We start from the raw sequence: 21,697 nt of genomic DNA, 5'->3' as shown, positions 1-21,697 counted from the left end.
TTTTGGAGCTCTCTTTTTCTGTGTGTTTAATTTTTTTAGGTGCAATGTATTGAACTGTGTATCTTTGCAACTCAAAATTTAAAGTTAAGATTGTAATTCTGTCCCCTTCAGAATTGAATTTTTCAACAATCTAAGATCTAAAATCAACAATCTAAAATCATACAATGTCCAGAGATACACAACTAAAAGAGCGATGGGAAAAACTCGTCGATATACTGTCTAATCAATTTTCGCAAGGCGAAGACTTAGATTTAGATGCCATAATTTATTTAATCGGAGTTCAGGAACTCGGGAAAGTACATCGTGAATTCAAAAAAGATGAAAAATTAAACCTGATGCATATCGCCATTTGTCGATTATTGGAACCTTACGGGTTTTATGAATTTGACTTTTTTGATGCCGACGGATGGCCACATTATAAAGTAAAAGAAGAATTACCGCCACTGAAAGCGGGCGAACAATCGGTTTTGATGAAAGAAGCCATTGTGAATTATTTTTTAGAAAGAGAACTTATTAAATAGGTTTTAGTTTTCAGTCGCAGTTTTCAGTTTTAATTAAACTGCGATTTAGTCTCTAAACTGCGAAAGAAATGTGTAGATATGCAATGACAACGTATAAACCTCATTATGCCTGCTTTAATTGTCGAAAGACATTTAAAAGAAGATTGATGAGCGATATAAAAGAAGGAGAAAAATCCGATTTTGAAGCCAAATGTCCGCAATGCGGCGAGCTGATGGCAGACATGGGACTGGATTTTGAATCGCCCAAAAAGGATGATTTAAAGAAATGGGAACATATTAAGAGTTTGTATTCTGTTGGCATTACCTTTCATTCCTGTGGTTGCGGCGGGCCTGGTTATATTCCTAATTCAAAAGAAAAATTAATAGAGTATTTTGAAAAGATGAAAAAAACGTATCTGAAAGAGATGGACTTTTGGCGCAGCAAAATTGGACCTGAAGGCCAAAAGGAAATTGCTATCAATCAGGAACGGTTAGATTATTGGCATGAAAGTGTTAAAGAAGTAGATGAAAAACTAAGCCAGATAAAATAATTTAAAACTCCTTCGAAACAGACAATTTTACAGATTTAACGAGTTGTATTATTGCTTTAAGATTCCGTTTTGTAGTTGTAAAGGAAACTTTGGATATTAAACTTTAAACTTAAAACAAAATACTTAAATTTGTATTCTCAAGAACTGAATGAAAATGATAGACAAGATAAAAGAACATATAGAGGAAGCAAAAGCCTTTAATGATAAAAATAAAGAATCTTTAGAGCAATTCCGTATTAAGTATTTAGGGAGCAAAGGTTTGTTGAAAGAGCTTTTTACAGAGTTCAAAAACATTCCAAACGACCAGAAAAAAGATTTTGGACAGGTAATAAATACTTTAAAATCGGTTGCCGAAGAAAAAGTAAGAGTTATTCAGGAAGAGCTGGAAAGCAAACAAGAAGTAAAAGGAGTTTTTGGCGATTTAACACGTGCGGCCGAACCGGTAATTATTGGTTCACGTCACCCGATTTCAATTGTTAAAAATCAGATTATTGATATTTTTGCGAACATTGGTTTCAATGTTTCTGAAGGTCCGGAAATCGAAGACGACTGGCATAATTTCACCGCTTTGAACTTACCGGAATACCATCCGGCGCGTGATATGCAGGATACTTTTTTCATTCAGACTAATCCTGATGTGTTGTTGCGTACGCATACATCATCTGTTCAGGTGCGTTATATGGAAAATCATAAACCGCCAATTCGTACTATTTCTCCGGGACGTGTGTTTCGTAACGAAGCGATTTCGTCTCGTTCACACTGTATTTTCCATCAGGTAGAAGGTTTGTATATTGACAAAGATGTATCGTTTGCCGACTTAAAACAGACTTTACTTTATTTCACTAAAGAAATGTTCGGAAAATCGAAGATTCGTTTGCGTCCGTCGTATTTCCCATTTACAGAACCAAGTGCCGAAATTGATATTTATTGGGGTTTAAAAACCGAAACTGATTATCGTATTACCAAAGGTACTGGGTGGCTGGAAATTGGTGGTTGCGGAATGGTAGATCCAAATGTTTTGAAAAATTGTGACATCAATCCTGATGAATACAACGGTTTTGCTTTCGGAATGGGAGTTGAGCGTATTGCTATGTTACTGTATCAAATTGGTGATATTCGTATGTTTTACGAAAATGATGTTCGTTTCTTAGAACAGTTCAAGGCCAATATTTAAAAATAAAGTTATTAGTAAATAGTGATTAGTGAGAGGTCTTCTTTCTAATCACTATTTATATTTTACGAATTACTAAGATTATGAAAAAAGATATAACAATTCCCGAAGTAGAAAACGTATTTCTTGCAGCAGTGCAGGAATGGAGCGACGACTTTATGGAAAAAGTATGGTACGCCTACCTGGTGAACGACAGTGATTTTAACCTGGACAGTGTGATGGTAGTTTCAAAAGCATTTGGAACGATCGATGGCGAGATGAAAAAAACGTCTGTTTTACGTCATGCTTTTGTAGAAGTTCCTGCGGTTTCGGTTGTGAAAATCGAAATGGTTGAAAAGAGCTTACTGGTACTGAACAACGAGTTTATGGTAACGTTCTTCATAGGAAATACATTGTACGACAAGAAATTTACTTTTAAAGCAAACCTGATCAACGAAAACGATACGGAGGAAGTGCCTATTTTATTTGTTGAAGGAGTTATGGTGAAGTAGAGTGCAGGTTTGTAGAAGCAAGAAGCAAGAAGCAAGAAGCTAGAGCAAAGAGGCAAGAATATAGAATATAGAATATAGAATATAGAGTAAAGACTATAGAAGCTAGAGTTTAGATTTCTTTATATTAAAATAAAAAAGAGTCAAGGTGAATTTTAATTCTGTCCTGACTCTTTTTTTTATCTGTCAAAAACAAGTTCACAATCTATAATCTTGCTTCTTTGCTCTTGTCTCTATATTCTTTACTCTATAATCTCACTTCTCTAAAAAAAAAACTAATCCAAAGACTCCGTTAATTTTTTGAAAACCGATTTTGCATCTTTTCCTTCGTATAAAACAGCGTAAACAGCATCGATAATTGGCGTTTTTGCACCATAGCCCTGATTTAGCTTATAAGCGCTTTTAGTGGCATAATAACCTTCGGCCACCATACTCATCTCCATCATCGCACTTTTTACCGTATAGCCCTTACCAATCATGTTTCCGAACATTCTGTTTCTCGAGAACACAGAGTAACCTGTAACCAATAAATCTCCTAAATAAGCGGAGTCATTGATGTTGCGTTTCATTTTATGAACTTTTCGGATAAATTTCTTCATCTCGCGAATTCCGTTACTCATCATAACCGATTGAAAGTTATCTCCATAACCTAATCCGTGAGCAATTCCGGCTGCAATAGCATAAATGTTTTTAAGCATTGCCGCATATTCAGTACCAATAATATCATCTGAGATTTTGGCTTTGATATAATTTCCGGACAAATGTTTTGCTACGATAGAAGCTTTTTCCGGATCCCCGCAGGCAATTGTTAAATAGGAAAGCCTTTCTAATGCTACTTCTTCAGCATGACAAGGACCAGTAATTACACCGATATTGTAGTAGGGAATGTCGTATTGAATGTGAAAATGTTCTCCAACAATCAAACTTGTTTCAGGAACGATTCCTTTAATAGCAGAAAAGATAATTTTATCAGACAATGAAACCGTTAAGTTTTTCAATTCACCGTCTAAAAAAGCAGAAGGAATTGCAAAAATCACATAATCTGCGTAGGCAACTGCTTCATTAATATTATTAGTCAGTTTAAGTTTTGCCGTATCAAATTCAACCGAACTTAAGTAATTCGGATTGTGTTTGTATTTCTGAATGTGTTCGATAGCAGCGTCATTACGCATGTACCAGGCAATTTCTGAAAGATTTACACATAACATCTTTGCAATCGCCGTTGCCCAGCTTCCTCCTCCAATTACTGCAAATTTTAAATTTTCACTCATTATTTTAATAATTTAAAGCAAAAGTACTTAATAATGTAGTAATAATACAAAATCTCATTTAAGAAATTTGGAAAGCCTCTTTAAATACAATGGTTTCCAGAGGATTTAAATTGAAACAGAAAATATTTTAACGATTATACAATAAAAAGGCAATCCGTACGTTGTAACTATTTATAAATTAGAATTTAATGAGTTTAGCAAGAATTGAGTTAGTTAATTTTGTTTTAGTATTGTAAAAAGGCGTTCCCATAAAATGAGAACGCCTTTTTTGTAAAATTCCAAATGAGCTTAAAACTGGAATTTGTTTTTTTATTTGGAATATAGCTATTAGTAGCTCATTTCAACAATCGATTTTACTTTGTCTAAAGTAATTAGTTGTTTTTCACCCAAACCTTTCCAGCCTCTTTCATTAAATCGGTTTACAATAAAATCAGCCGTTTTGCTATAATCGTCTGTGTATTGCGAAAGTTTAGTATCCATTCCCATAGTATGGAAAAATGCTACAGTTTGATTGATTGCTTCTTTTGCCACTTCATCGTCAGAACCTGTTAAATTGAAAATTCTTCTGCCGTATTGGGCAAGTTTTTCTTTTTTGGTCTCAAACATCGTTTGGTATAAACTAGGTCCGATAATAGCCAAAGTTCTGGCATGATCAATTCCGTATAAAGCAGTTAATTCATGACCAATCATATGTGTAGCCCAGTCCGAAGGAACTCCTTTTTGAATGAGGCCGTTTAAAGCCATGGTACAGCTCCACATAAAATTAGAAGCCAAAGCATAATCGGTAGGATTTTCAACCACTTTAGGACCAACTTCAATTAACGTCTGTAAAATTCCTTCGGCAATACGGTCTTGTAAATAACCTTCGTGCGGATAAGTCAGGTATTGCTCCATCACGTGTGTATAAGCATCTACGACTCCATTTTGTAATTGTCTTTTTGGTAAAGATGCAATTACGGTTGGATCACAAATTGAAAATTTAGGGAAAAGAGCACTTCCGCCGAAAGCGAGCTTTTCCTGAGTTGACTCGATAGTGACAACCGCTCCCGAATTCATTTCACTTCCCGTTGCAGGTAAAGTCAAAACAGTTCCAAAAGGCATAGCGTTTTCTTTAATAAGTAATCGTTTTTGCAAAATGTCAATCGGATTTCCGTCGAAATTTATGGCCGCTGAAATGAATTTCACACCATCAATTACAGAACCACCACCGACGGCTAAGATGAAGTCAATTTTTTCAGCCTTAATAACAGCAACCGCTTTCATCAATGTTTCAAAATGCGGATTGGGTTCGATTCCGCCAAATTCTACAATATCAAAACCTTTTAAGTTTTGAATCACCTGTTCGTGAATTCCGTTTTTAAAAATACTTCCGCCGCCATAAGCCAGTAAGATTTTGGCATCTTTAGGAATTAAAGTCGAAAGTTTTTCAATTTGTCCTTTTCCGAAAATTAAATTCGTCGGATTGTATAATTCAAAGTTTAGCATTTTTTTTAGAGTTTCTAAGATGCTGAGGAGCTAAGGTTCTAAGTTTTTTTAGATTCTTAAAATCTCAATGCCTCAGCATCTTTTATTAGGGTAATTGTTTTATTTTAATGTTTCTAAGTTCTGTTGCTTAGAATCTCAGAATCTTAGTGTCTTAGCACCTAAGTACCTTTATTTCTTCAATTGCTGTAATAATTTTCCGACTACTAATTTAGATGAAGCCGGGTTTTGTCCGGTAATTTTTTAAGTTTCTAAGATGCTGAGGTGCTAAGGTGCTAAGTTTTTTTTAGATTCTTAAAATCTCAATATCTCAGCATCTTTCATTATAGTAATTGTTTTATTAGTTTCTAAGTCCTGTTGCTTAGAACCTCAGAACCTTAGTATCTCAGTGTCTTTATTAATTCAATTTCTGTAATAATTTACCAGCCACTAATTTAGATGAAGCCGGGTTTTGCCCCGTAATTAAAAGGCCATCTTCTACAGCATACGGTTGCCAGTTGGCTGCTTTTGAAAAGGTAGCGCCATTTTTTGTCAAAGCATCTTCTAATAAGAACGGCACTACTTTAGTTAACCCCACCGCTTCTTCTTCGGCATTTGTGAAACCGGTTACTTTTTTGTCTTTTACTAAAAATTCACCTTTAACTTTTACGTTTTTTAAAACTGCCGGAGCGTGACAAACAAAAGCTACAGGTTTTTTATGAGTATAGAAGGATTCGATTAAAGCAATGGAACTTTTATCCTCTACCAAATCCCAAAGCGGACCATGACCTCCAGGGTAAAACACAGCGTCGTAATCTTTTTGGTTGATAGTTGAAAGTTTATGGGTATGTTTTAACTTCTCTTGCAAAGTTTTATCAGCGTCAAAACGTTTCGTGTCTTCAGTGGCTGATGCCGGATCGGCACTTTTAGGATCAATTGGAGGCTGGCCTCCCAATGGAGAAGCAATTGTAATCTCGACGCCCTGATCTAATAGCTCATAATAAGGTGCAGCAAATTCTTCTGACCAAAATCCGGTTTTCTCTCCGGTATTTCCCAGTTTATCATTGCTGGTCACAACAAATAGTACTTTTTTAGTGCTTTTTTTTGTTGCTTTTTGCGCTATAGCTGAAGTACTAAAAGCACTAAAGGCTATAATCGTAAGTAAGGTTATCTTTTTCATAAGTTTAAATTTTGATCAAATTTACGACTAAAGTGATATCAGTAAAAATAAAATAAACTATGTTTGTTATAAATATATTTATGTCATGGTGAATCTGGAGTGGTACAGAACCTTTAAGGCTGTATATAAAAACGGTAATTTTTCTATCGCTGCAAAAGAGTTATTTATGAGTCAGCCTGCGGTGAGCCAGCAAATCTCTATGCTGGAAGCACATGTTGGAAATAAATTGTTCAATCGAAAGTCAAAAGGCGTAGAACCAACGGAATACGCTAAGTTACTGAATAATTTAATTATAGATGCGCTGGATCGGCTTGAAAATGTAGAAAGCAGCTTTCGGGCAAAAGCAGAGGATGCTAATCGGTTAATTTCTGTTGGGATCTCCAAAAATCTTTTTAATTGTATTGGAAACCTGTTGATTGCTAAGTTCGATTTGATCGATTTTACTTTTGCAGAAAACGATGTTCTTTTTGAGTTAGTCGATGCTAAAAAGCTTGACTTTGCAATTACCACAAAAAGATTTGACACCTTTGATACGGTCTACGAAATTGTGGGGAAAATTAAGCTCATCATGGTGGCACCAGTACGTTTGGATGGTACAGAATTTAGTCAGAAACTAAAATCAGATAATTATACCGAAGTAGAGCAATGGCTCAATGAACAAAAATGGTACAGTCACGATGCCAGAATTCCACATATAAAACTATTTTGGCTACACGCTTTTAATAAAAAAAGGCCCTCTATGGTTCCAAACTATATTATTCCGTCTGAATCTGAAATGTTAAGGATGTTAGCGGACAATGAAGGGGTAGCGATAACCTGGAACTGCAATGCACGAAAATATATTAAAGAGAATAAATTGCAGTTATTGTGGAACAGTTTTCATGTGCCGGAAGAGTATGTCTATGTATTGACCGCTAAAAACAACAATTTGAATTCGTTTTTTGAAATTATCTCTAAAGAGTTAAAATTGTTTTTTGGTAACCGATTATGACAGAAATCATTGTTTTCTGTATTTTTAAAGAATAATTTTGGGAGATAAATTCTTAATATTTTTAAAAATGAAAAAGTTAGTATCTATTATAATGGTTGCGCTTGTGTTGTATACAGTTAATTCCTGTACTAAACGTGAAGAAGATGAGATCGCAGATTGCCTTACAGAAGCAATTTTTGTAAAACTACATAATTCAACTGATGCTACTAATCCTAAACTAATGAACTATTCCGTTGGATATAGTGGATCCGGAACTCTAATTGGTGTAAAGTGGACATTTGGAGATGGGACCACCGGAACCGGTAAAGATATTACGCATACCTATCCGGCAGCAGGAACTTATGAAGTTAGTGCGGAGGTTACTGTTGGGATAAATGGTTCAGAATGTACTTCTATCCCAAAAAGAACAGTAACAATAAACTAGAAGGCCGAAGGAAATAGAATATTGATGAGAGTCAATTTTATAATTTATTGCTGATGTGATAGATTATGAAATTGACTCTCATTCGTTATATTTGTGAGATAGGAGTTTTAAAATATGGAAAATTTTCAAAATATTCGAATTGCGGTTGATGCCATTGTGTTTGGATATAAGAACAACAGTTTATATGTGCTTTTAATAGAGCAAAAGTTTGGGTCTGCCGATAAGTATTGGGCTTTGCCGGGTGGTTTAGTAAAAGAGGACGAATCTTTGAGTGATGCCGTTATCAGAGAACTGCACGAAGAAACCAATGTTCAGCTTACTTTTATGGAGCAGCTGTATACTTTTGGAGATGATATCCATAGAGATTCCAGAAATCGTGTGATTTCCGTTGCCTATTATGCTTTAGTAGACGCTTCAAGTCTGGAAATTAAAGCGGATACTGATGCTGAACGTGTACAATGGTTCAAAATAGATGAGATTCCCGATCTGGCATTCGATCATAATTTAATTGTAAAAACTGCATTAGCAAGATTAAAAGCAAAACTGACTTACGAACCGGTAGGTTTCGATTTACTTCCTCAGGAATTTTTGTTTTCTGACCTCGAGAATCTTTATTGTACGATATTAGAGAAGGAAATAGATCGAAGAAATTTTAGAAAGAAGATACTTAGTTATGGTTTTTTGGATCAAACAGATCATTTTTCACCTATAAAAAGCGGTCGACCGGCTAAACTTTTTAAGTTTAATGATTTGAAATACAAAGAGTTAATTGATAGTGGTTTTCACTTCGAAATAAAGTTTGCGTAAATTTTACACAAAATAAATTGTTTAATAAATATATTGACTTATATTTGCGTATAATTAACGCAAACTAAAAAACTATGATACTTAATTTAGACCCAAAATTCACTCCAATTCTTAATAAGGAAGAAATCAAATTTCAAAGTTTCACATTTTCAGGAGGAGAACCTCACATTAAAATCAGTCCTGATTTTGACAATACCAAAAAAGTAACAATCACACACCGTTTAAATTCATTCAACGATTTAGGTCTGTTGTGCATTACAGTTGATGCTTTGCGCAGAATGGACGTGAAAGTAATCGACTTGTTTATTCCGTATTTCCCGGCAGCCAGACAAGATCGTGTGATGATTAAAGGCGAATCTTTATCTGTAAAAGTATATGCCGATATCATTAATACGCTTCAGTTGAATAAAGTATTTGTTTTTGATGCACATTCTGAAGTTACACCTGCATTAGTAAACAATTGCGAAGTAATTCCGAATCATACTTTTATTGCAGCGGTTTTGAAAGAAATTGGTGAAAACGTAAAATTAATTTCTCCGGACGGCGGCGCATTAAAGAAAATTTACAAAGTTTCTGAATTTCTTGGCGGAATTGAAGTGGTAGAATGCAGCAAAAGCCGAGATGTAAGAACCGGAAGATTGTCTGGTTTTAAAGTTTATGAAGACGATCTAAACGGAATGGACTGTTTAATTGTAGATGATATTTGCGATGGCGGAGGAACTTTCGTCGGATTAGCTGAAGAATTGAAAAAGAAAAATGCCGGAAAATTATACTTAGCAGTAAGCCACGGAATTTTCAATAAAGGCTTCGAAGTTTTAAATTGCTTCGACGCTATTTTTACCACCAATTCAGTAAAAGATTTCGAAGGCGAAAGCGTTCAGGTGATTGGATTGGATCAATTAGTTTAAAAAGTTTCAAGTTTCAGATTTCAAGTTATATAGGGAACCTGAAACTTGAAACAAAATAACAGAGAACCCGCTTCTTTGTTTCAATAACAAAAAACATGAAATACAATATAAATACCATAGCTCCGGAAAGTAAGTTTTTATTTTTCTGGGGACATCAGCCCAGTAAAGACGGAACGATTACTAAAACCTGCTTTAGTCAGTGGTGGTTAAGTTCTTTTAAAGTAAATGGCGTGACGTATAAAACTGCCGAACACTGGATGATGGCAAAAAAAGCCGAATTGTTTAACGATAATGAAGTTTTAGATAAAATCATTAAAGCTAATTCTCCTGCTGAAGCTAAAAAATTAGGACGTCAGGTTAAAAATTACAATGATGCAATTTGGTTAGCTGCTAGATTTGACATTGTGAAAGAAGGCAATTATCATAAATTCAGTCAAAATCAAGAACTAAAAGCTTTTTTGCTAAATACAAAGGATAGAGTTATAGTAGAAGCCAGTCCAGTAGATGCAATTTGGGGAATTGGAATGGCAGGTGATCATAAAGATGTTCTGAATCCTGAAAAGTGGAAAGGGCTTAACTTATTAGGTTTTGCTTTGATGGAAGTTAGAGATGAATTGAAATAGTTGAGTTATGAATGAAAAAACAGCAAAAAGCGTCAGCAAATTTCTAAGTCTGGTGCTCAGACATTCACCCGAAACCATCGGTCTTAAGTTAGACGAAAACGGTTGGGCAGATGTTGAAGAATTGATTATAAAATGTAATAAAAATGGAAGCCAAAATCAGATGACGGCCGAACTTTTGGGTTATGTGGTAGAAAACAACGATAAAAAACGTTTTGCTTTTAATGAAGACAAAACAAAGATCAGAGCAAGTCAGGGACATTCAATTTCAGTTGAGCTCAACCTGAAGGAGGCCGAACCTTCAGAGTTTTTATACCACGGAACTGTTGGAAAGTTTATGGAGAGTATAAAACTTGAAGGCTTACAAAAAATGAGCCGTCAGCACGTACACCTTTCCAAAGACAAAGAAACGGCAATAAAGGTGGGAAGCAGGCGGGGAGCTCCGCAGATTCTGACAGTAAGAAGTGGTGCCATGTACAGAGATGGTTTTAAATTTTATCTGTCCGAAAATAATGTTTGGCTGACCGCTGAGGTTCCTGCAAAGTACATAGAGTTTAAATCATAAGGAGGAGGAGTAAGCATCATTTTAAAATTATAAAACACAACAAATTATGATACTAGAAGCAGCAATAGGTGATGCATATGGTGCAGGTTTTGAATTTCGGGATTTAGATTTTATTTCTCAAAATAACCATTTAACCCAGTATCACAAACACGGACTTTATACTGAAATTTACAAACGCTATACAGACGATACGCAAATGGCAATTGCCATCTCGGAATTGTTATTAGAAGAGGATAATTGGAACGAAATCAAAGTAGCAGATAAGTTTGTTGAAGTATTTCACCGAGATAAAAGAAGAGGTTATTCCGACAGAGTTTACAATGCCTTGGACGCGAGTAAAAATGGATCTGATTTCATTAAAATAATCAACAACGGAAGTAACGGAAACGGTTCTGCTATGCGAGCCTATAGTATTGGTTATTTAAAAGATATAGAGCAATTGATGAGTTTCTGCGAAATTCAGGCAAGAACTTCTCATTATACTGTTGAAGGGATCAGTTGTGCGAAGCGTATTGCCTTGGCTGTTCACTATTTTAAATACAATTTGGGTGACGGATCGAGTTTAGTGTCATTTTTAAATGAAACGCTGAAGGAGAATGAAACCTATAAAATTACTTCGCCAATCGATATGCATGCATACCCAACTACACAAGCGGTTATTAAAATCGTTTCCGAAGCGACTTCCATGAAAGATTGCTTAAAAACAAGTATCGATTATGGCGGAGATACCGATACAGTTGCTGCCTTGTGTATGGCGATTTTAAGTAACAAAGAAAACTGCGATAAAACCCTGCCTGCTTTTTTGTATGAAGGTTTAGAGAATGATACATTTGGAAAAGATTTTCTAATAAAATTAGATGCAGCTCTCGATAATAAGTTTAATTAAATCATGAAAAGAACCTTTGTTTTTGGGGATATTCATGGCGGATTAAAAGCATTAATTCAGTTATTAGAGAGAATTGACTGCTCAGAAAGGGATCGGTTTATTTTTTTGGGAGACTATGTAGACGGCTGGAGTGAATCAAAACAATTAATTGATTTTCTGATTGATTTGTCCCAAAAACAACAGTGTATTTTTATCAAAGGAAATCATGATGTCTGGTGTCAGGAGTGGCTAGAGAATGATGTTATAAACGATATTTGGTTTTTGCATGGAGGGAAATCGACTATAGAGAGTTATGTCGATATTGAATGTTCGGAAAAAGAAAAACATCGCCATTTTTTCAATAGCATGAAAGATTACTTTGTAGACGAAAACAACAATTTATTCATTCATGCCGGTTTTTCGTCGATGCACGGTCCGGAAAAAGAACATTACCAAAGCAATTATTCGTGGGATAGAACGTTGTGGGAAATGGCTTTGACAATGGATAAGAGAATTAAAAAAAATTCGCTTTCCTATCCGAAAAGATTGTTACTTTATAATGAGATTTATATTGGTCACACACCAACCCTTCATTATAATGTAGAGATTCCAATGCAAGGATGCAATGTGTGGAATGTCGATACCGGGGCTGGCTTTTATGGCAGATTAACAGGTCTTGATCTGGAAACAAAAGTATTTTGGCAAAGTGATATAGTACAAGAGCTTTATCCAAATGAAAAAGGAAGAAATAAATAATTGAAAAAATAACTAAGAAATTTTATGAACCCATTATTATTAACCGACGGTTACAAAGTTGACCACAGAAGACAATACCCAGACGGAACAACATTAGTATATTCCAACTGGACGCCAAGAAAATCAAGAATTGAAGGGCTAGAGGAGGTGGTGTTCTTCGGATTGCAATATTTCATCAAAAAATATATCATTCATGATTTTGAGGCCGATTTCTTTAAAAAGCCAAAAGAAGAAGTCGTTAAAAAATACGCTCGCAGAATCAATAATTATTTAGGTGAAAATCAGGTTGGAACCAAACATATTGAAGATTTACATGATTTAGGATATATTCCGATGGTTTTTAAAGCGTTGCCCGAAGGTGTTAGTGTGCCATTAAGAGTACCCATGTTTACAATGTACAATACGCTTCCGGAGTTTTTCTGGCTAACTAATTATTTCGAAACCTTATTGTCTGCAGTAGTCTGGTTGCCTTGTAACTCTGCTACTATTGCAAAAGAATATCGAAAAGTATTGGATAAATTTGCCGACGAAACATCATCAGTTCCTGAATTTGTAGATTGGCAGGCGCATGATTTCTCCATGAGAGGAATGGGTGGAATCGAGGCAGCAATTACTTCTGCGGCTGGACATTTATTGAGTTTTACGGGTTCTGATACCATTCCGGTAATTGACTTTTTTGAAGAATATTACAAGGCTGATTCTGATGCCGAATTAATTGCAGGTTCAGTTGCGGCAACGGAGCACTCTGTAATGTGTATGGGAACAACCGAAGGAGAGTGTGAAACGTTTAAAAGACTGGTTACGGAAGTGTATCCAAAAGGAATCGTGTCTATCGTTTCGGATACCTGGGATTTATGGAAAGTTCTTACCGACTATTTACCACGATTGAAAGAAGAAATAATTGCCAGAGATGGTAAAGTTGTCATCCGACCTGATAGTGGTGATCCGGTAGATATTATTTGTGGTAATCCAAACGGAAAAACAGAAGAAGAGAAAAAAGGGGTAATTGAGCTGCTTTGGGATGTTTTTGGAGGCACGGTTAATGCAAAAGGATATAAGGAGCTTATTCCGCAGATTGGCGCCATTTACGGTGATAGTATTACGGTAGCAAGGGCGACCCAAATTTGCGAAAGATTAAAAGAAAAAGGATTTGCTTCTACAAACGTTGTTTTGGGAATCGGTTCGTTTACCTATCAATACAATACCAGAGATACTTTTGGTTTTGCAATGAAAGCAACTTATGGAGAAGTTAAGGGAGAAGGGAGAGCTATCTTTAAAGATCCAATTACAGATGACGGAACTAAAAAATCAGCCAAAGGATTAATGAAAATTGATTTAATTGATGGAGTATATCATCTAACGGATAATGTTTCCTGGGAAGAAGAAAAGCAAGGCGAATTGAAAGAAGTTTTCAGAGACGGGAAACTTTTAACAGAACAGTCGCTAAGTGAGATTCGAACAAGAGTGAAAAGCGCGGTAAACGTTGAAGCATAAAAACAAGAAAGCCTGAATTTGATTTCAGGCTTTTTTTTGTGCTTGTCATTCCGAGGAACGAGGAATCACACCAGAAACTCTACAATCAAAATCGTCAAGCTTTGTCGAATTACTTGTGTGATTCCTCGTTCCTCGGAATGACAATATTGTGTTTTTTTTACTTCTTGTAAAAATTATTGTGATCAATATATTCCCAAACTTTTGGTGGTAAAAGAGGCTGTATGTTTTTGCCTTCTTTGATACTGTTTCGGATAAAAGTAGAAGAGATTTCTACAATTGGAGCATCAATAATATGCACTTTTGGATGTGATTTTAATTCGATGTTTTCCTCTTCTTCAGATATTCGAGGATAAACATAAATATCGTAATCTGCTAAAAGCACTTCGTAGTTTTTCCATTTGTGAAGTGTTTTCAGGTTGTCTTCGCCCATGATTAAAGAGAAGTCATGAGTTGGATACTTTTCATGCAAATGAACCAGTGTATTGACCGTATAACTAGGCTGTGGTAATTTGAATTCGATGTCTGAAGGTCTTATTTTCGGATAATCTTCAGTGGCCAAATACACCATTTGCAAACGTTGGTGATCGTCTAACAAGGTAGATTTCTTTTTAAGCGGATTGTGTGGTGTAACGACCATCCATATCTGATCTAAATCGGCAAACTCAGCCATGTGGTTGGCAATGATTAAATGACCAACATGAATGGGATTATACGTTCCGAAATAAAGGCCTATTTTCATAAATGTTTTGTTTCACAAAGATTCGCAGAGTTCTCGCAGAGATTCACGAAGTAATTTATAAAATTTTGGTGAATCTCTGAGTTCTTCTTTGCGAATCTTAGTGTAATAGCTATTTGTTCACAAAATCTTTTACCAACTGATATGCTTCTTCTTTAGCGGTATCTAAATCGTAATTTTTGATAATCGTATCAAATTGCGGTGCAGTTGCCAGTTCAACCGAAGCCTTTGCAATTCGCATGTTTATTTTGTCATCACTTTCTGTAGAACGTTGTTTTAGTCGACGTTTTAGTTCATCAACACTTGGAGGTTTCACAAACACAGCCAAAGTTTGCTCCGGAAATTTGTGCTTGATACGCAGTCCGCCTGCAACATCAATATCAAAAATCACATTTTTTCCTAAAGCCCAGATTCTTTCAATCTCCGATTTTAAAGTGCCGTAAAAGTTGTCACGATACACTTCTTCCCATTCCAGGAATTCCTCAGCCTTGATGTGTTTCTTGAATTGCTCCAGCGAAATAAAATAATAATCCTTTCCGTGTTCTTCCTCTCCGCGTGGGTCGCGGGAAGCTGCTGAGATTGAAAATTCTAAATTTAAATCTTCTTTCCCTAATAAATGCTTTACTATAGTTGTTTTTCCTGATCCTGATGGTGCTGAAAAAACAATTAATTTTCCTTTATTCATTAATTTATGCTTTAGGCTTTAGGCGGTACGCTTTAAGCTCACTTACTCTATGTTTTTTTGCTTATAGCCTAATGCTTAAAGCGTACAGTTTTTAAAGTACATTTAAAACCTGTTCTTTGATCTTTTCCAATTCATCCTTCATCATCACAACCAGTTTCTGCATTTGCGCGTGATTCGATTTTGAACCCATGGTATTGATTTCACGACCCATTTCCTGAGTGATGAATCCAAGTTTTCTACCGTTAGCTTCAGAGCCTTTTATAGTTTCAAGGAAATAATCCAAATGATTGGTTAAACGAACTTTTTCCTCAGTAATATCAAGTTTCTCAAGATAGTAAATCAATTCCTGTTCGAAACGATTCTCATCCACATTCACTTTCAATTCTGAAATAGCAGTTTGTAAACGGTCTTTAATCGCTTTAATACGTTCCGGATCAAGTGCCAGAGCGTCGTTCATGTATTGACGGATATTCGATATTCTGAGATTGAATTCTTTTTCAAGAGATTCTCCTTCGTCTTTTCTGAAAGTCAGAATGTTTTCCAGAGCCTCTTCGATGATCAACTGAATTTGTTCCCAATCATTTTCATCAATTTCTTCGCGCTCGGTTTTTAGGGTATCCGGCATTCGAACGGCCATTTTCATCAGTTCCGTTTCATCCGCATCCGGGTAAACTTCTTTTAGTTGGGCGATGTAGTTTTTTACAACAGGAACATTTACCTTAGTTGAGGTTTGTTCAGAAGTACTTTCAACGTAAATTCCGAAATCAATTTTTCCTCTTTCCAGTTTAGTAGAGATTTGAGTTCTTAAACCTAGTTCCATTTCGCGGTATACCGATGGCATTCTAACATTTAAATCTAAACCTTTACTGTTTAAGGATTTTACTTCAACGGTAATTTTTTTTGTAGGCAATTGCAAAGAAGCTTTGCCAAACCCTGTCATAGATTGTATCATATAATTGAGTATAAAGGCGCAAAGATACTAAAAAACTTTAGAGTGAGGTTTTCTAGTTTCTATTGCCTTATTTTTAAAAGGTTTTGGGCGTTCCCTTCGGTCGGGCTATTCGTTTCAATCTTTTTTTGAGCAGAAAAAACTCAAAAAAAGGATTTCCACTTCTATCCCTAACGCAAACCGGGAATCTTTACAGCTTTTAGTTAAATTATTGTCCTAAGGCTTTCATTACCTGTAAAATATTCTGCTGACTGTTGCCAATGTAGATTTTACCGTCAATAATAAAAACAGGACGGCTTAAAAAAGTATAGTGTTCTAAGATGTATTTTTTAAAATCGGCTTCCGTTAAAGATTTGTTCTTTAAATCCATCGATTTATACAGTTGTGCTTTTTTGCTGAACAAAGCTTCGTAACTTCCCGAAAGTTGATACATTTCTTCTAATTCAGTTGCTGTAATCGGGTTTTGTTTAATGTCGTGAAAAACCAGATTATTGCCTTCCGGTAATGCTTTAATAATTTTTCGGCAAGTATCGCAGGATGCTAAGTAATATATTTTGTTCATAAGTTTAAATTTAAGAGACTACAAAGAAAATCCATTTGAAACTTAAAATTGCCTAATTTTAGAAAAAAAATAAAAATATGAACCCAGTTTTTGAAGTACAAAAGACCATTAGAGAGATTCTTTTGAAAGTTTTAGACAGTCATTCATTAGAACAATTAAACAAAATTCCGCAAGGATTCAATAACAATATCGTTTGGAATATCGCACATTGCGTTGCTTCACAGCAGGCTTTGGTTTATAAATTATCAGGATTGCCGGTTACCATTTCTGAAGATTTTATTGCTAAATACCGAAAAGATACTAAGCCGGAAGGAGACGTTTCACAAGCAGAAGTTGATGAAATACGTGAACTGCTTTCGACTACTTTAAAGCAGGTTGAAAATGATTTTGCAGCAGGTATTTTTGTGAATTATAATGAATACACCACTAGTTTAGGGTATACTCTGAAGAATATAAACGGAGCTTTGGATTTTAATAATTACCATGAAGGCGTTCATACCGGAGTAGTGATGAGTATTCGAAAGTTTGTTTAGATCTTTTTAAGACAACTTAATTTACGAAAAAACCCGACAGTTTCTAAAAAACTGTCGGGTTTTGTATTTTAAAAGGATGTTATTCGACTATAGTTTCGATTGTAACTTTCATAGCACCGCTTCCTTTACTTTTTGTGATTTCCATAAAGGCTCTTTTGGATAAATCAAGATCTCTTGTTCGAACAAATGGGCCGCGATCGGTAACTTTTACAATTACGAATTTCCCGTTTGCTTCATTGGTGACTTTTATTCTCGTTCCGAAAGGAAGTTTTTTGTGTGCGGCAGTGTAAGCGCTGTTGCTGAATCGACTTCCGTTGGCTGTTTTTTTACCATTAAAACGGTCAGCATAATAAGAGGCATGTGCATTTTTTTTATAAGGTTTTAATTTCAAGCCCTTATCCGTAAAAACAGAATCAGTTGGTATTGCAATTAAATTAGGTCTGGCAGTTTTGACAGTATCCTGAGTAATTTTAGGTTCAGTTGCAGGCTTTGTTTGGCTTATAACATAGGTAAAACAACTTAAAAAAGTTATAGTAAGTGCAGTGAGTAAAATATGTTTTTTATTTCTCATGTTTTATTTTTTTTCAGACTTGGGGAGTTTGTACAAATAATATGCCGAGATAAAAAAAGCCCTATTTTTAGGGCTTTAATTGGTTTTTTCTTAGAACCACAGGTTCCATGGGATTCTGCTTAAAATAAGCAATAATCCTAATCCGTAAAATATAGCGAAAGTTTTAAACTTCGCTTCGCTATTAACTAATTTTTTATGTTTAGACCATCCGATGGTGATCAAAATGATAGCAATAATGTTGATTAGAGGGTGTTCTAATGAAGTAAGTCTAAGCGCTGCATTAGACATTTGGCCAAAGGCAGCTTTCCCTAAAGGTGATACAAAATAAAGGATTAAACCAACTAATAATTGTGTATGAGTTCCAATCAAGGCAAATAATGCAATCTTGCGGTCTTTGCCTGTAAATTCTTTTTTAGATGTAAGTCCAATAATGGCATTTACAGTAGCAATTAATAAAAGCAAGAGCGCTAAATAAGCCCATCCTGAATGGAACTTTTGTAAAAAATGGTACATAAATTAGATTTTTTGATAAAACAAATATAGCAAAAAAGGGTATAAAAAAAGCGGCATCAGACTAAAAGTCAATGCCGCTTTAGGTATTTATTTAGATTCTAAATATTAGAAATCGTAACGTAGAGAGAAGTTCCATGTTCTTCCGAAACCGAAGAATACCTGGTTAACGTTTGCTACTCCATTGTAAAGCATTCCGTTAGATGCGTAAGTTCCTTTTGAACCAGCTGGTTGACCAGTAGCTACAGGAAGGTTGTCATCAGCGAAAGTATTTGTTCTTGATTCAGCGATATAAGTTTTATCAAGTACGTTGTTTACATTTAATCTGAAGTTAACTGATTTGTCTTTGTTTTTTCCAGTTAACATTTTGTATGAGAAACCAGCATCTAGTAAACCATAAGAAGGCAATTGTAATGCTCCTTTGTTGTTTGGATCTGCAAAGTTGATTGGGCTTAATCCAGCGTACAATTTATCATTGAAATTGTAGTTAGCATCAAGAGTTACTCTTGTTAAAACTTCATAAGCAGCACCTAAAGAAGCTGTCATTTGAGCAGCATCACCTACTTTTACTTTGTCCATGTAAACTGGTGTAGCAACGTATCCTGCAACAGGGCTGTTGTCTGCTTGATTGTAAGCGTTTACAGTAGCATTTCCTTTGTATTCCCAGATTCCGTAAGATACCATTCCTGTTACTTTTAATCTGTCAGTAATGTTAGAACTTGCTTCTACTTCAACTCCTGAGTGTACCTCGTTTAGACCTAAGTATTCAGTGTAAGTATTTGGGTCAGTTGGTAATGCATTACCTTTTAAGTATCTGTCGTTCCAAGTTGTGTTGTAAACGTTTACTGTAGCGTTGAAAAATCTAGAGCGGAAACCATATCCAGCCTCAAATCCAATGATTTTCTCATTAGTAAGGTTAGGGTTTACTGTTGATCTGTTGTTTGGATAAACAGAGTTAAAGAATGGTTGTCTTGAATAGTAACCAGCGTTTACGTAAACATTACTTTTTTCGCTTAAGTTGTAGTTAGCACCACCTTTTACGTTTCCTCCTAGGATGTTTTTGTAAGGAGTAGAAGTTAATGGGTCAGTTGGAAGGTAAACAAAGTCATCTTCTCTTTTGAATCCTTGTTGAGAAACTGCTCCCTGAACGAAAGCTGTTAAGTTATCTTTAGAGTACTCTAATTGTGTAAATACTCCATACCATTTTACTTTTCCAGTACTGTTGAATGAGATCTTGTCATAATTTCTTTTGTCAAAAACATTCCATTGAACATTTGTAGATGCTGTGGTTGCAATACGTCTTCCAGTTGGTTTTAAGCTTGCAATATTGTTGTCAAAAAATTCACCTCCGCCTAATCTGTCGTTAACAACAGTAAAGTGGTATCCTGTGTAAGTTCTTCCATCAAGACCGAAATCTAAAGTAAGTGTATTTGATAATTTTTTGTTCAAGTTAATAACAGCTCCAAACCAGTCATGAGAGTTGATTGATGAAGTTTGTGAAATACCTGATGTAGTATTGTAAACATATGGAGATGCAGTAGTTCCTGCTCCAGTTCTACCAGTTGAAGAACTGTTTTGGTAAACACCACCAATTTGAGTTCTTGTTCTGTTTGCTCCGTTAAAGAAAACTTGTCCAGTACCATTGTTCCAAGCTTGGATTTTGTTGTAATCAACTAAACCATCAGCTGTTAAGAATACTGCACTGTTGTAAGTGTTTCCACCAACACCACCTGTTGCTCCTGCACCAGCTCCACGTCCCATAGACGCGTAAAGTACAGTTGAAAGTTTTGTAGTTTCGTTGATTTTGTAATCCCAGTTAAAAGAAGCTACCGGTTTGTGGTAGTAGTTTTTTCTGATGTTATATTCTTCACCATTCAAATATCCTGTATCAGCATTGTATCTGATGTTTGGATCTCCATTGATACCATATTTTTGGTAAGTAGCAATTGTTGGTACAGTAGATCTTTGGTTGTGCCATTGTGGAGCTCCTGTTACTGTAATTTGAAAGTCATGTTTTCCACTTTTGCTACCGTATCCTAAAGCAACATAGTAGTTAGAACCTTCAAATTGAGTTCCGTTCACATATCCGTCTCCCATTGTTTGAGACAATAAAATAGAAGCAGAAAGACCATTATCTAGTTTTCCAGTGCTGTATGAACCTTGAATTTTAAAGTTTCTTCCATTACCAAATCCAGAAGAAAAAGATCCTCCTTCTTTTCTGTCAGAAGCTTTAGTTACAATGTTGATTGTTCCTCCAACAGAAGGAGTTACCAATTTTGAAGCTCCTAAACCTCTTTGAACCTGAATAGCTGAAGCTACCTCAGATAAACCAGACCAGTTACTCCAGTAAACAGAACCATTTTCCATGTCGTTAACCGGCATACCATTGATCATTACAGCGATGTTGTTTTGGTTAAAACCACGAATGTTGATTCTTGAATCTCCAAAACCACCACCAGCTTTAGTAGCATATACAGAAGGCGTGTTTCTTAAGATCTCTGGAAATTCCTGAGTTCCAAGTTTTTCCTGGATTTCAGCAGCTTTAATTGTTGAAACCGCTACAGGAGTTTTTCTGTCTTTTGCGATGTCAACGATTGTGCTTTTTACAACAATTTCGCTTAATTCATTAGAATTAGAAGTCAAAACGATTGTTCCTAAATTAGTAGTTTCACCATTTCTAACTGAAAATCTAAGAGTTAAATTCTCGTAACCTAAAAAAGAAATAACGATTTCTCCTGTACTTGTTGTTGCATTAAGAGTAAATTTACCGTCAAAATCTGTAGAAGTAGCAACTGTAGATCCTTTGATCACAACGTTTGCTCCCGGAAGTGAACCCACTCCGTCGGTAATCATACCGGAAATTTTTCCTTGAGAAAATGCGGTTGAAACTATCATGAACAATAGTCCAGTAAGTAACCAATTTTTCATTGTCTTCATTTGTTAATTAGTTTATTGTTTTTGGCAAAATTATAACAATAAAATCAGATAATGTTATCAAACTGTTAAGAAAAGAAAGATTTGTATAATGTGTTGCGCATTAAAATGATTTTTCTTTTTTTTGTTAGATAAAATGAGGTTTTTTTGAATTTTTTGGTGTGA

24 protein-coding genes are annotated in these 21,697 nt (G+C 35.4%); 14 read left to right on the top strand and 10 right to left on the bottom strand.

Annotation, left to right across the window (positions count from 1 at the left end; genetic code table 11):
* Window positions 1-164: 164 nt before the first annotated feature.
* The 4 genes from B0A80_RS12410 (at window position 165) to B0A80_RS12395 (ending at window position 2,713) form a co-directional block, all read left to right on the top strand.
* Window positions 165-521: a hypothetical protein gene (locus B0A80_RS12410; RefSeq protein ID WP_017497412.1), complete on the top strand. Its 357-nt coding sequence runs from the start codon at window positions 165-167 to the stop codon at window positions 519-521.
* 146 nt (window positions 522-667) lie between these two features.
* A complete protein-coding gene (locus B0A80_RS12405) occupies window positions 668-1,051 on the top strand; it encodes a hypothetical protein (RefSeq protein WP_017497413.1) in 384 nt (127 codons plus the stop codon).
* A gap of 154 nt (window positions 1,052-1,205) precedes the next feature.
* On the top strand, window positions 1,206-2,225 hold the full coding sequence (locus tag B0A80_RS12400) for a phenylalanine--tRNA ligase subunit alpha (RefSeq protein ID WP_089077476.1): 1,020 nt from the start codon (window positions 1,206-1,208) through the stop codon (window positions 2,223-2,225).
* An 80-nt stretch (window positions 2,226-2,305) separates the two neighbouring features.
* Window positions 2,306-2,713 carry a hypothetical protein gene (locus B0A80_RS12395; RefSeq protein WP_070906388.1) on the top strand — a complete coding sequence of 136 codons (408 nt, stop codon included), beginning with the start codon at window positions 2,306-2,308 and terminating at the stop codon, window positions 2,711-2,713.
* A gap of 272 nt (window positions 2,714-2,985) precedes the next feature.
* Here the strand turns inward: B0A80_RS12395 and B0A80_RS12390 are convergent, their stop codons facing one another.
* From B0A80_RS12390 to B0A80_RS12380, 3 genes are all read right to left on the bottom strand, one after another.
* Window positions 2,986-3,981, bottom strand: coding sequence for an NAD(P)H-dependent glycerol-3-phosphate dehydrogenase (locus B0A80_RS12390; protein WP_017497416.1), 996 nt, complete (start codon window positions 3,979-3,981; stop codon window positions 2,986-2,988).
* A 327-nt stretch (window positions 3,982-4,308) separates the two neighbouring features.
* Window positions 4,309-5,466, bottom strand: a complete 1,158-nt coding sequence (locus tag B0A80_RS12385; protein WP_089077466.1) for an iron-containing alcohol dehydrogenase — start codon at window positions 5,464-5,466, stop codon at window positions 4,309-4,311.
* Between the two features lie 394 nt (window positions 5,467-5,860).
* The gene (locus B0A80_RS12380) at window positions 5,861-6,622 is read right to left on the bottom strand and encodes a type 1 glutamine amidotransferase domain-containing protein (protein ID WP_208861486.1); all 762 of its coding nucleotides are present in this window, start codon (window positions 6,620-6,622) and stop codon (window positions 5,861-5,863) included.
* 85 nt (window positions 6,623-6,707) lie between these two features.
* Between B0A80_RS12380 and B0A80_RS12375 the strand changes: the two genes are divergently transcribed.
* The 9 genes from B0A80_RS12375 (at window position 6,708) to B0A80_RS12335 (ending at window position 14,052) form a co-directional block, all read left to right on the top strand.
* Entirely contained in the window at window positions 6,708-7,613 is a 906-nt protein-coding gene (locus B0A80_RS12375) for a LysR family transcriptional regulator (protein ID WP_089077465.1), read from the top strand.
* A gap of 67 nt (window positions 7,614-7,680) precedes the next feature.
* Window positions 7,681-8,037: a PKD domain-containing protein gene (locus B0A80_RS12370; protein ID WP_089077464.1), complete on the top strand. Its 357-nt coding sequence runs from the start codon at window positions 7,681-7,683 to the stop codon at window positions 8,035-8,037.
* Window positions 8,038-8,151: 114 nt separating this feature from the next.
* Window positions 8,152-8,844, top strand: a complete 693-nt coding sequence (locus B0A80_RS12365; protein WP_089077463.1) for an NUDIX hydrolase — start codon at window positions 8,152-8,154, stop codon at window positions 8,842-8,844.
* A gap of 74 nt (window positions 8,845-8,918) precedes the next feature.
* Entirely contained in the window at window positions 8,919-9,752 is an 834-nt protein-coding gene (gene prs / locus B0A80_RS12360; protein WP_089077462.1) for a ribose-phosphate diphosphokinase, read from the top strand.
* A gap of 95 nt (window positions 9,753-9,847) precedes the next feature.
* Window positions 9,848-10,375, top strand: coding sequence for an NADAR family protein (locus B0A80_RS12355; RefSeq protein ID WP_089077461.1), 528 nt, complete (start codon window positions 9,848-9,850; stop codon window positions 10,373-10,375).
* A 7-nt stretch (window positions 10,376-10,382) separates the two neighbouring features.
* Window positions 10,383-10,937, top strand: a complete 555-nt coding sequence (locus B0A80_RS12350) for an RNA 2'-phosphotransferase (RefSeq protein ID WP_089077460.1) — start codon at window positions 10,383-10,385, stop codon at window positions 10,935-10,937.
* Window positions 10,938-10,983: 46 nt separating this feature from the next.
* The gene (locus tag B0A80_RS12345) at window positions 10,984-11,823 is read left to right on the top strand and encodes an ADP-ribosylglycohydrolase family protein (RefSeq protein WP_089077459.1); all 840 of its coding nucleotides are present in this window, start codon (window positions 10,984-10,986) and stop codon (window positions 11,821-11,823) included.
* A gap of 3 nt (window positions 11,824-11,826) precedes the next feature.
* On the top strand, window positions 11,827-12,558 hold the full coding sequence (locus tag B0A80_RS12340; RefSeq protein ID WP_089077458.1) for a metallophosphoesterase family protein: 732 nt from the start codon (window positions 11,827-11,829) through the stop codon (window positions 12,556-12,558).
* 24 nt (window positions 12,559-12,582) lie between these two features.
* Window positions 12,583-14,052: a nicotinate phosphoribosyltransferase gene (locus B0A80_RS12335; protein ID WP_089077457.1), complete on the top strand. Its 1,470-nt coding sequence runs from the start codon at window positions 12,583-12,585 to the stop codon at window positions 14,050-14,052.
* 157 nt (window positions 14,053-14,209) lie between these two features.
* On the opposite strand, the gene nadD is transcribed toward B0A80_RS12335, so the two are convergent.
* The 4 genes from nadD to B0A80_RS12315 all read right to left on the bottom strand — a co-directional run bounded on the left by nadD (window position 14,210) and on the right by B0A80_RS12315 (window position 16,984).
* Window positions 14,210-14,791 carry a nicotinate (nicotinamide) nucleotide adenylyltransferase gene (gene nadD / locus B0A80_RS12330; RefSeq protein ID WP_070906398.1) on the bottom strand — a complete coding sequence of 194 codons (582 nt, stop codon included), beginning with the start codon at window positions 14,789-14,791 and terminating at the stop codon, window positions 14,210-14,212.
* Window positions 14,792-14,900: 109 nt separating this feature from the next.
* On the bottom strand, window positions 14,901-15,473 hold the full coding sequence (gene gmk / locus B0A80_RS12325) for a guanylate kinase (RefSeq protein ID WP_017497430.1): 573 nt from the start codon (window positions 15,471-15,473) through the stop codon (window positions 14,901-14,903).
* A gap of 91 nt (window positions 15,474-15,564) precedes the next feature.
* Complete coding sequence (locus B0A80_RS12320; RefSeq protein ID WP_035746767.1) at window positions 15,565-16,425, bottom strand: YicC/YloC family endoribonuclease; 861 nt, start codon at window positions 16,423-16,425, stop codon at window positions 15,565-15,567.
* A gap of 205 nt (window positions 16,426-16,630) precedes the next feature.
* Entirely contained in the window at window positions 16,631-16,984 is a 354-nt protein-coding gene (locus B0A80_RS12315; RefSeq protein ID WP_089077456.1) for an arsenate reductase family protein, read from the bottom strand.
* A 77-nt stretch (window positions 16,985-17,061) separates the two neighbouring features.
* On the opposite strand from B0A80_RS12315, the gene B0A80_RS12310 reads away from it, so the two are divergent.
* Entirely contained in the window at window positions 17,062-17,517 is a 456-nt protein-coding gene (locus tag B0A80_RS12310; RefSeq protein ID WP_089077455.1) for a DinB family protein, read from the top strand.
* Between the two features lie 79 nt (window positions 17,518-17,596).
* Here B0A80_RS12310 and B0A80_RS12305 read toward each other — a convergent pair whose 3' ends face one another.
* The 3 genes from B0A80_RS12305 to B0A80_RS12295 all read right to left on the bottom strand — a co-directional run bounded on the left by B0A80_RS12305 (window position 17,597) and on the right by B0A80_RS12295 (window position 21,535).
* The gene (locus tag B0A80_RS12305) at window positions 17,597-18,088 is read right to left on the bottom strand and encodes a septal ring lytic transglycosylase RlpA family protein (protein ID WP_017497434.1); all 492 of its coding nucleotides are present in this window, start codon (window positions 18,086-18,088) and stop codon (window positions 17,597-17,599) included.
* Between the two features lie 90 nt (window positions 18,089-18,178).
* A complete protein-coding gene (locus tag B0A80_RS12300) occupies window positions 18,179-18,601 on the bottom strand; it encodes a hypothetical protein (RefSeq protein ID WP_070906400.1) in 423 nt (140 codons plus the stop codon).
* 105 nt (window positions 18,602-18,706) lie between these two features.
* A complete protein-coding gene (locus B0A80_RS12295) occupies window positions 18,707-21,535 on the bottom strand; it encodes a TonB-dependent receptor (RefSeq protein WP_165769251.1) in 2,829 nt (942 codons plus the stop codon).
* Window positions 21,536-21,697 lie beyond the last annotated feature (162 nt).

It is taken from the genome of Flavobacterium tructae (assembly GCF_002217475.1).
Classification (GTDB): Bacteria; Bacteroidota; Bacteroidia; order Flavobacteriales; family Flavobacteriaceae; genus Flavobacterium; species Flavobacterium tructae.
The sequence above is the reverse complement of the archived record's forward strand: the minus strand, read 5'-3'. Positions and strand labels throughout refer to the sequence as shown.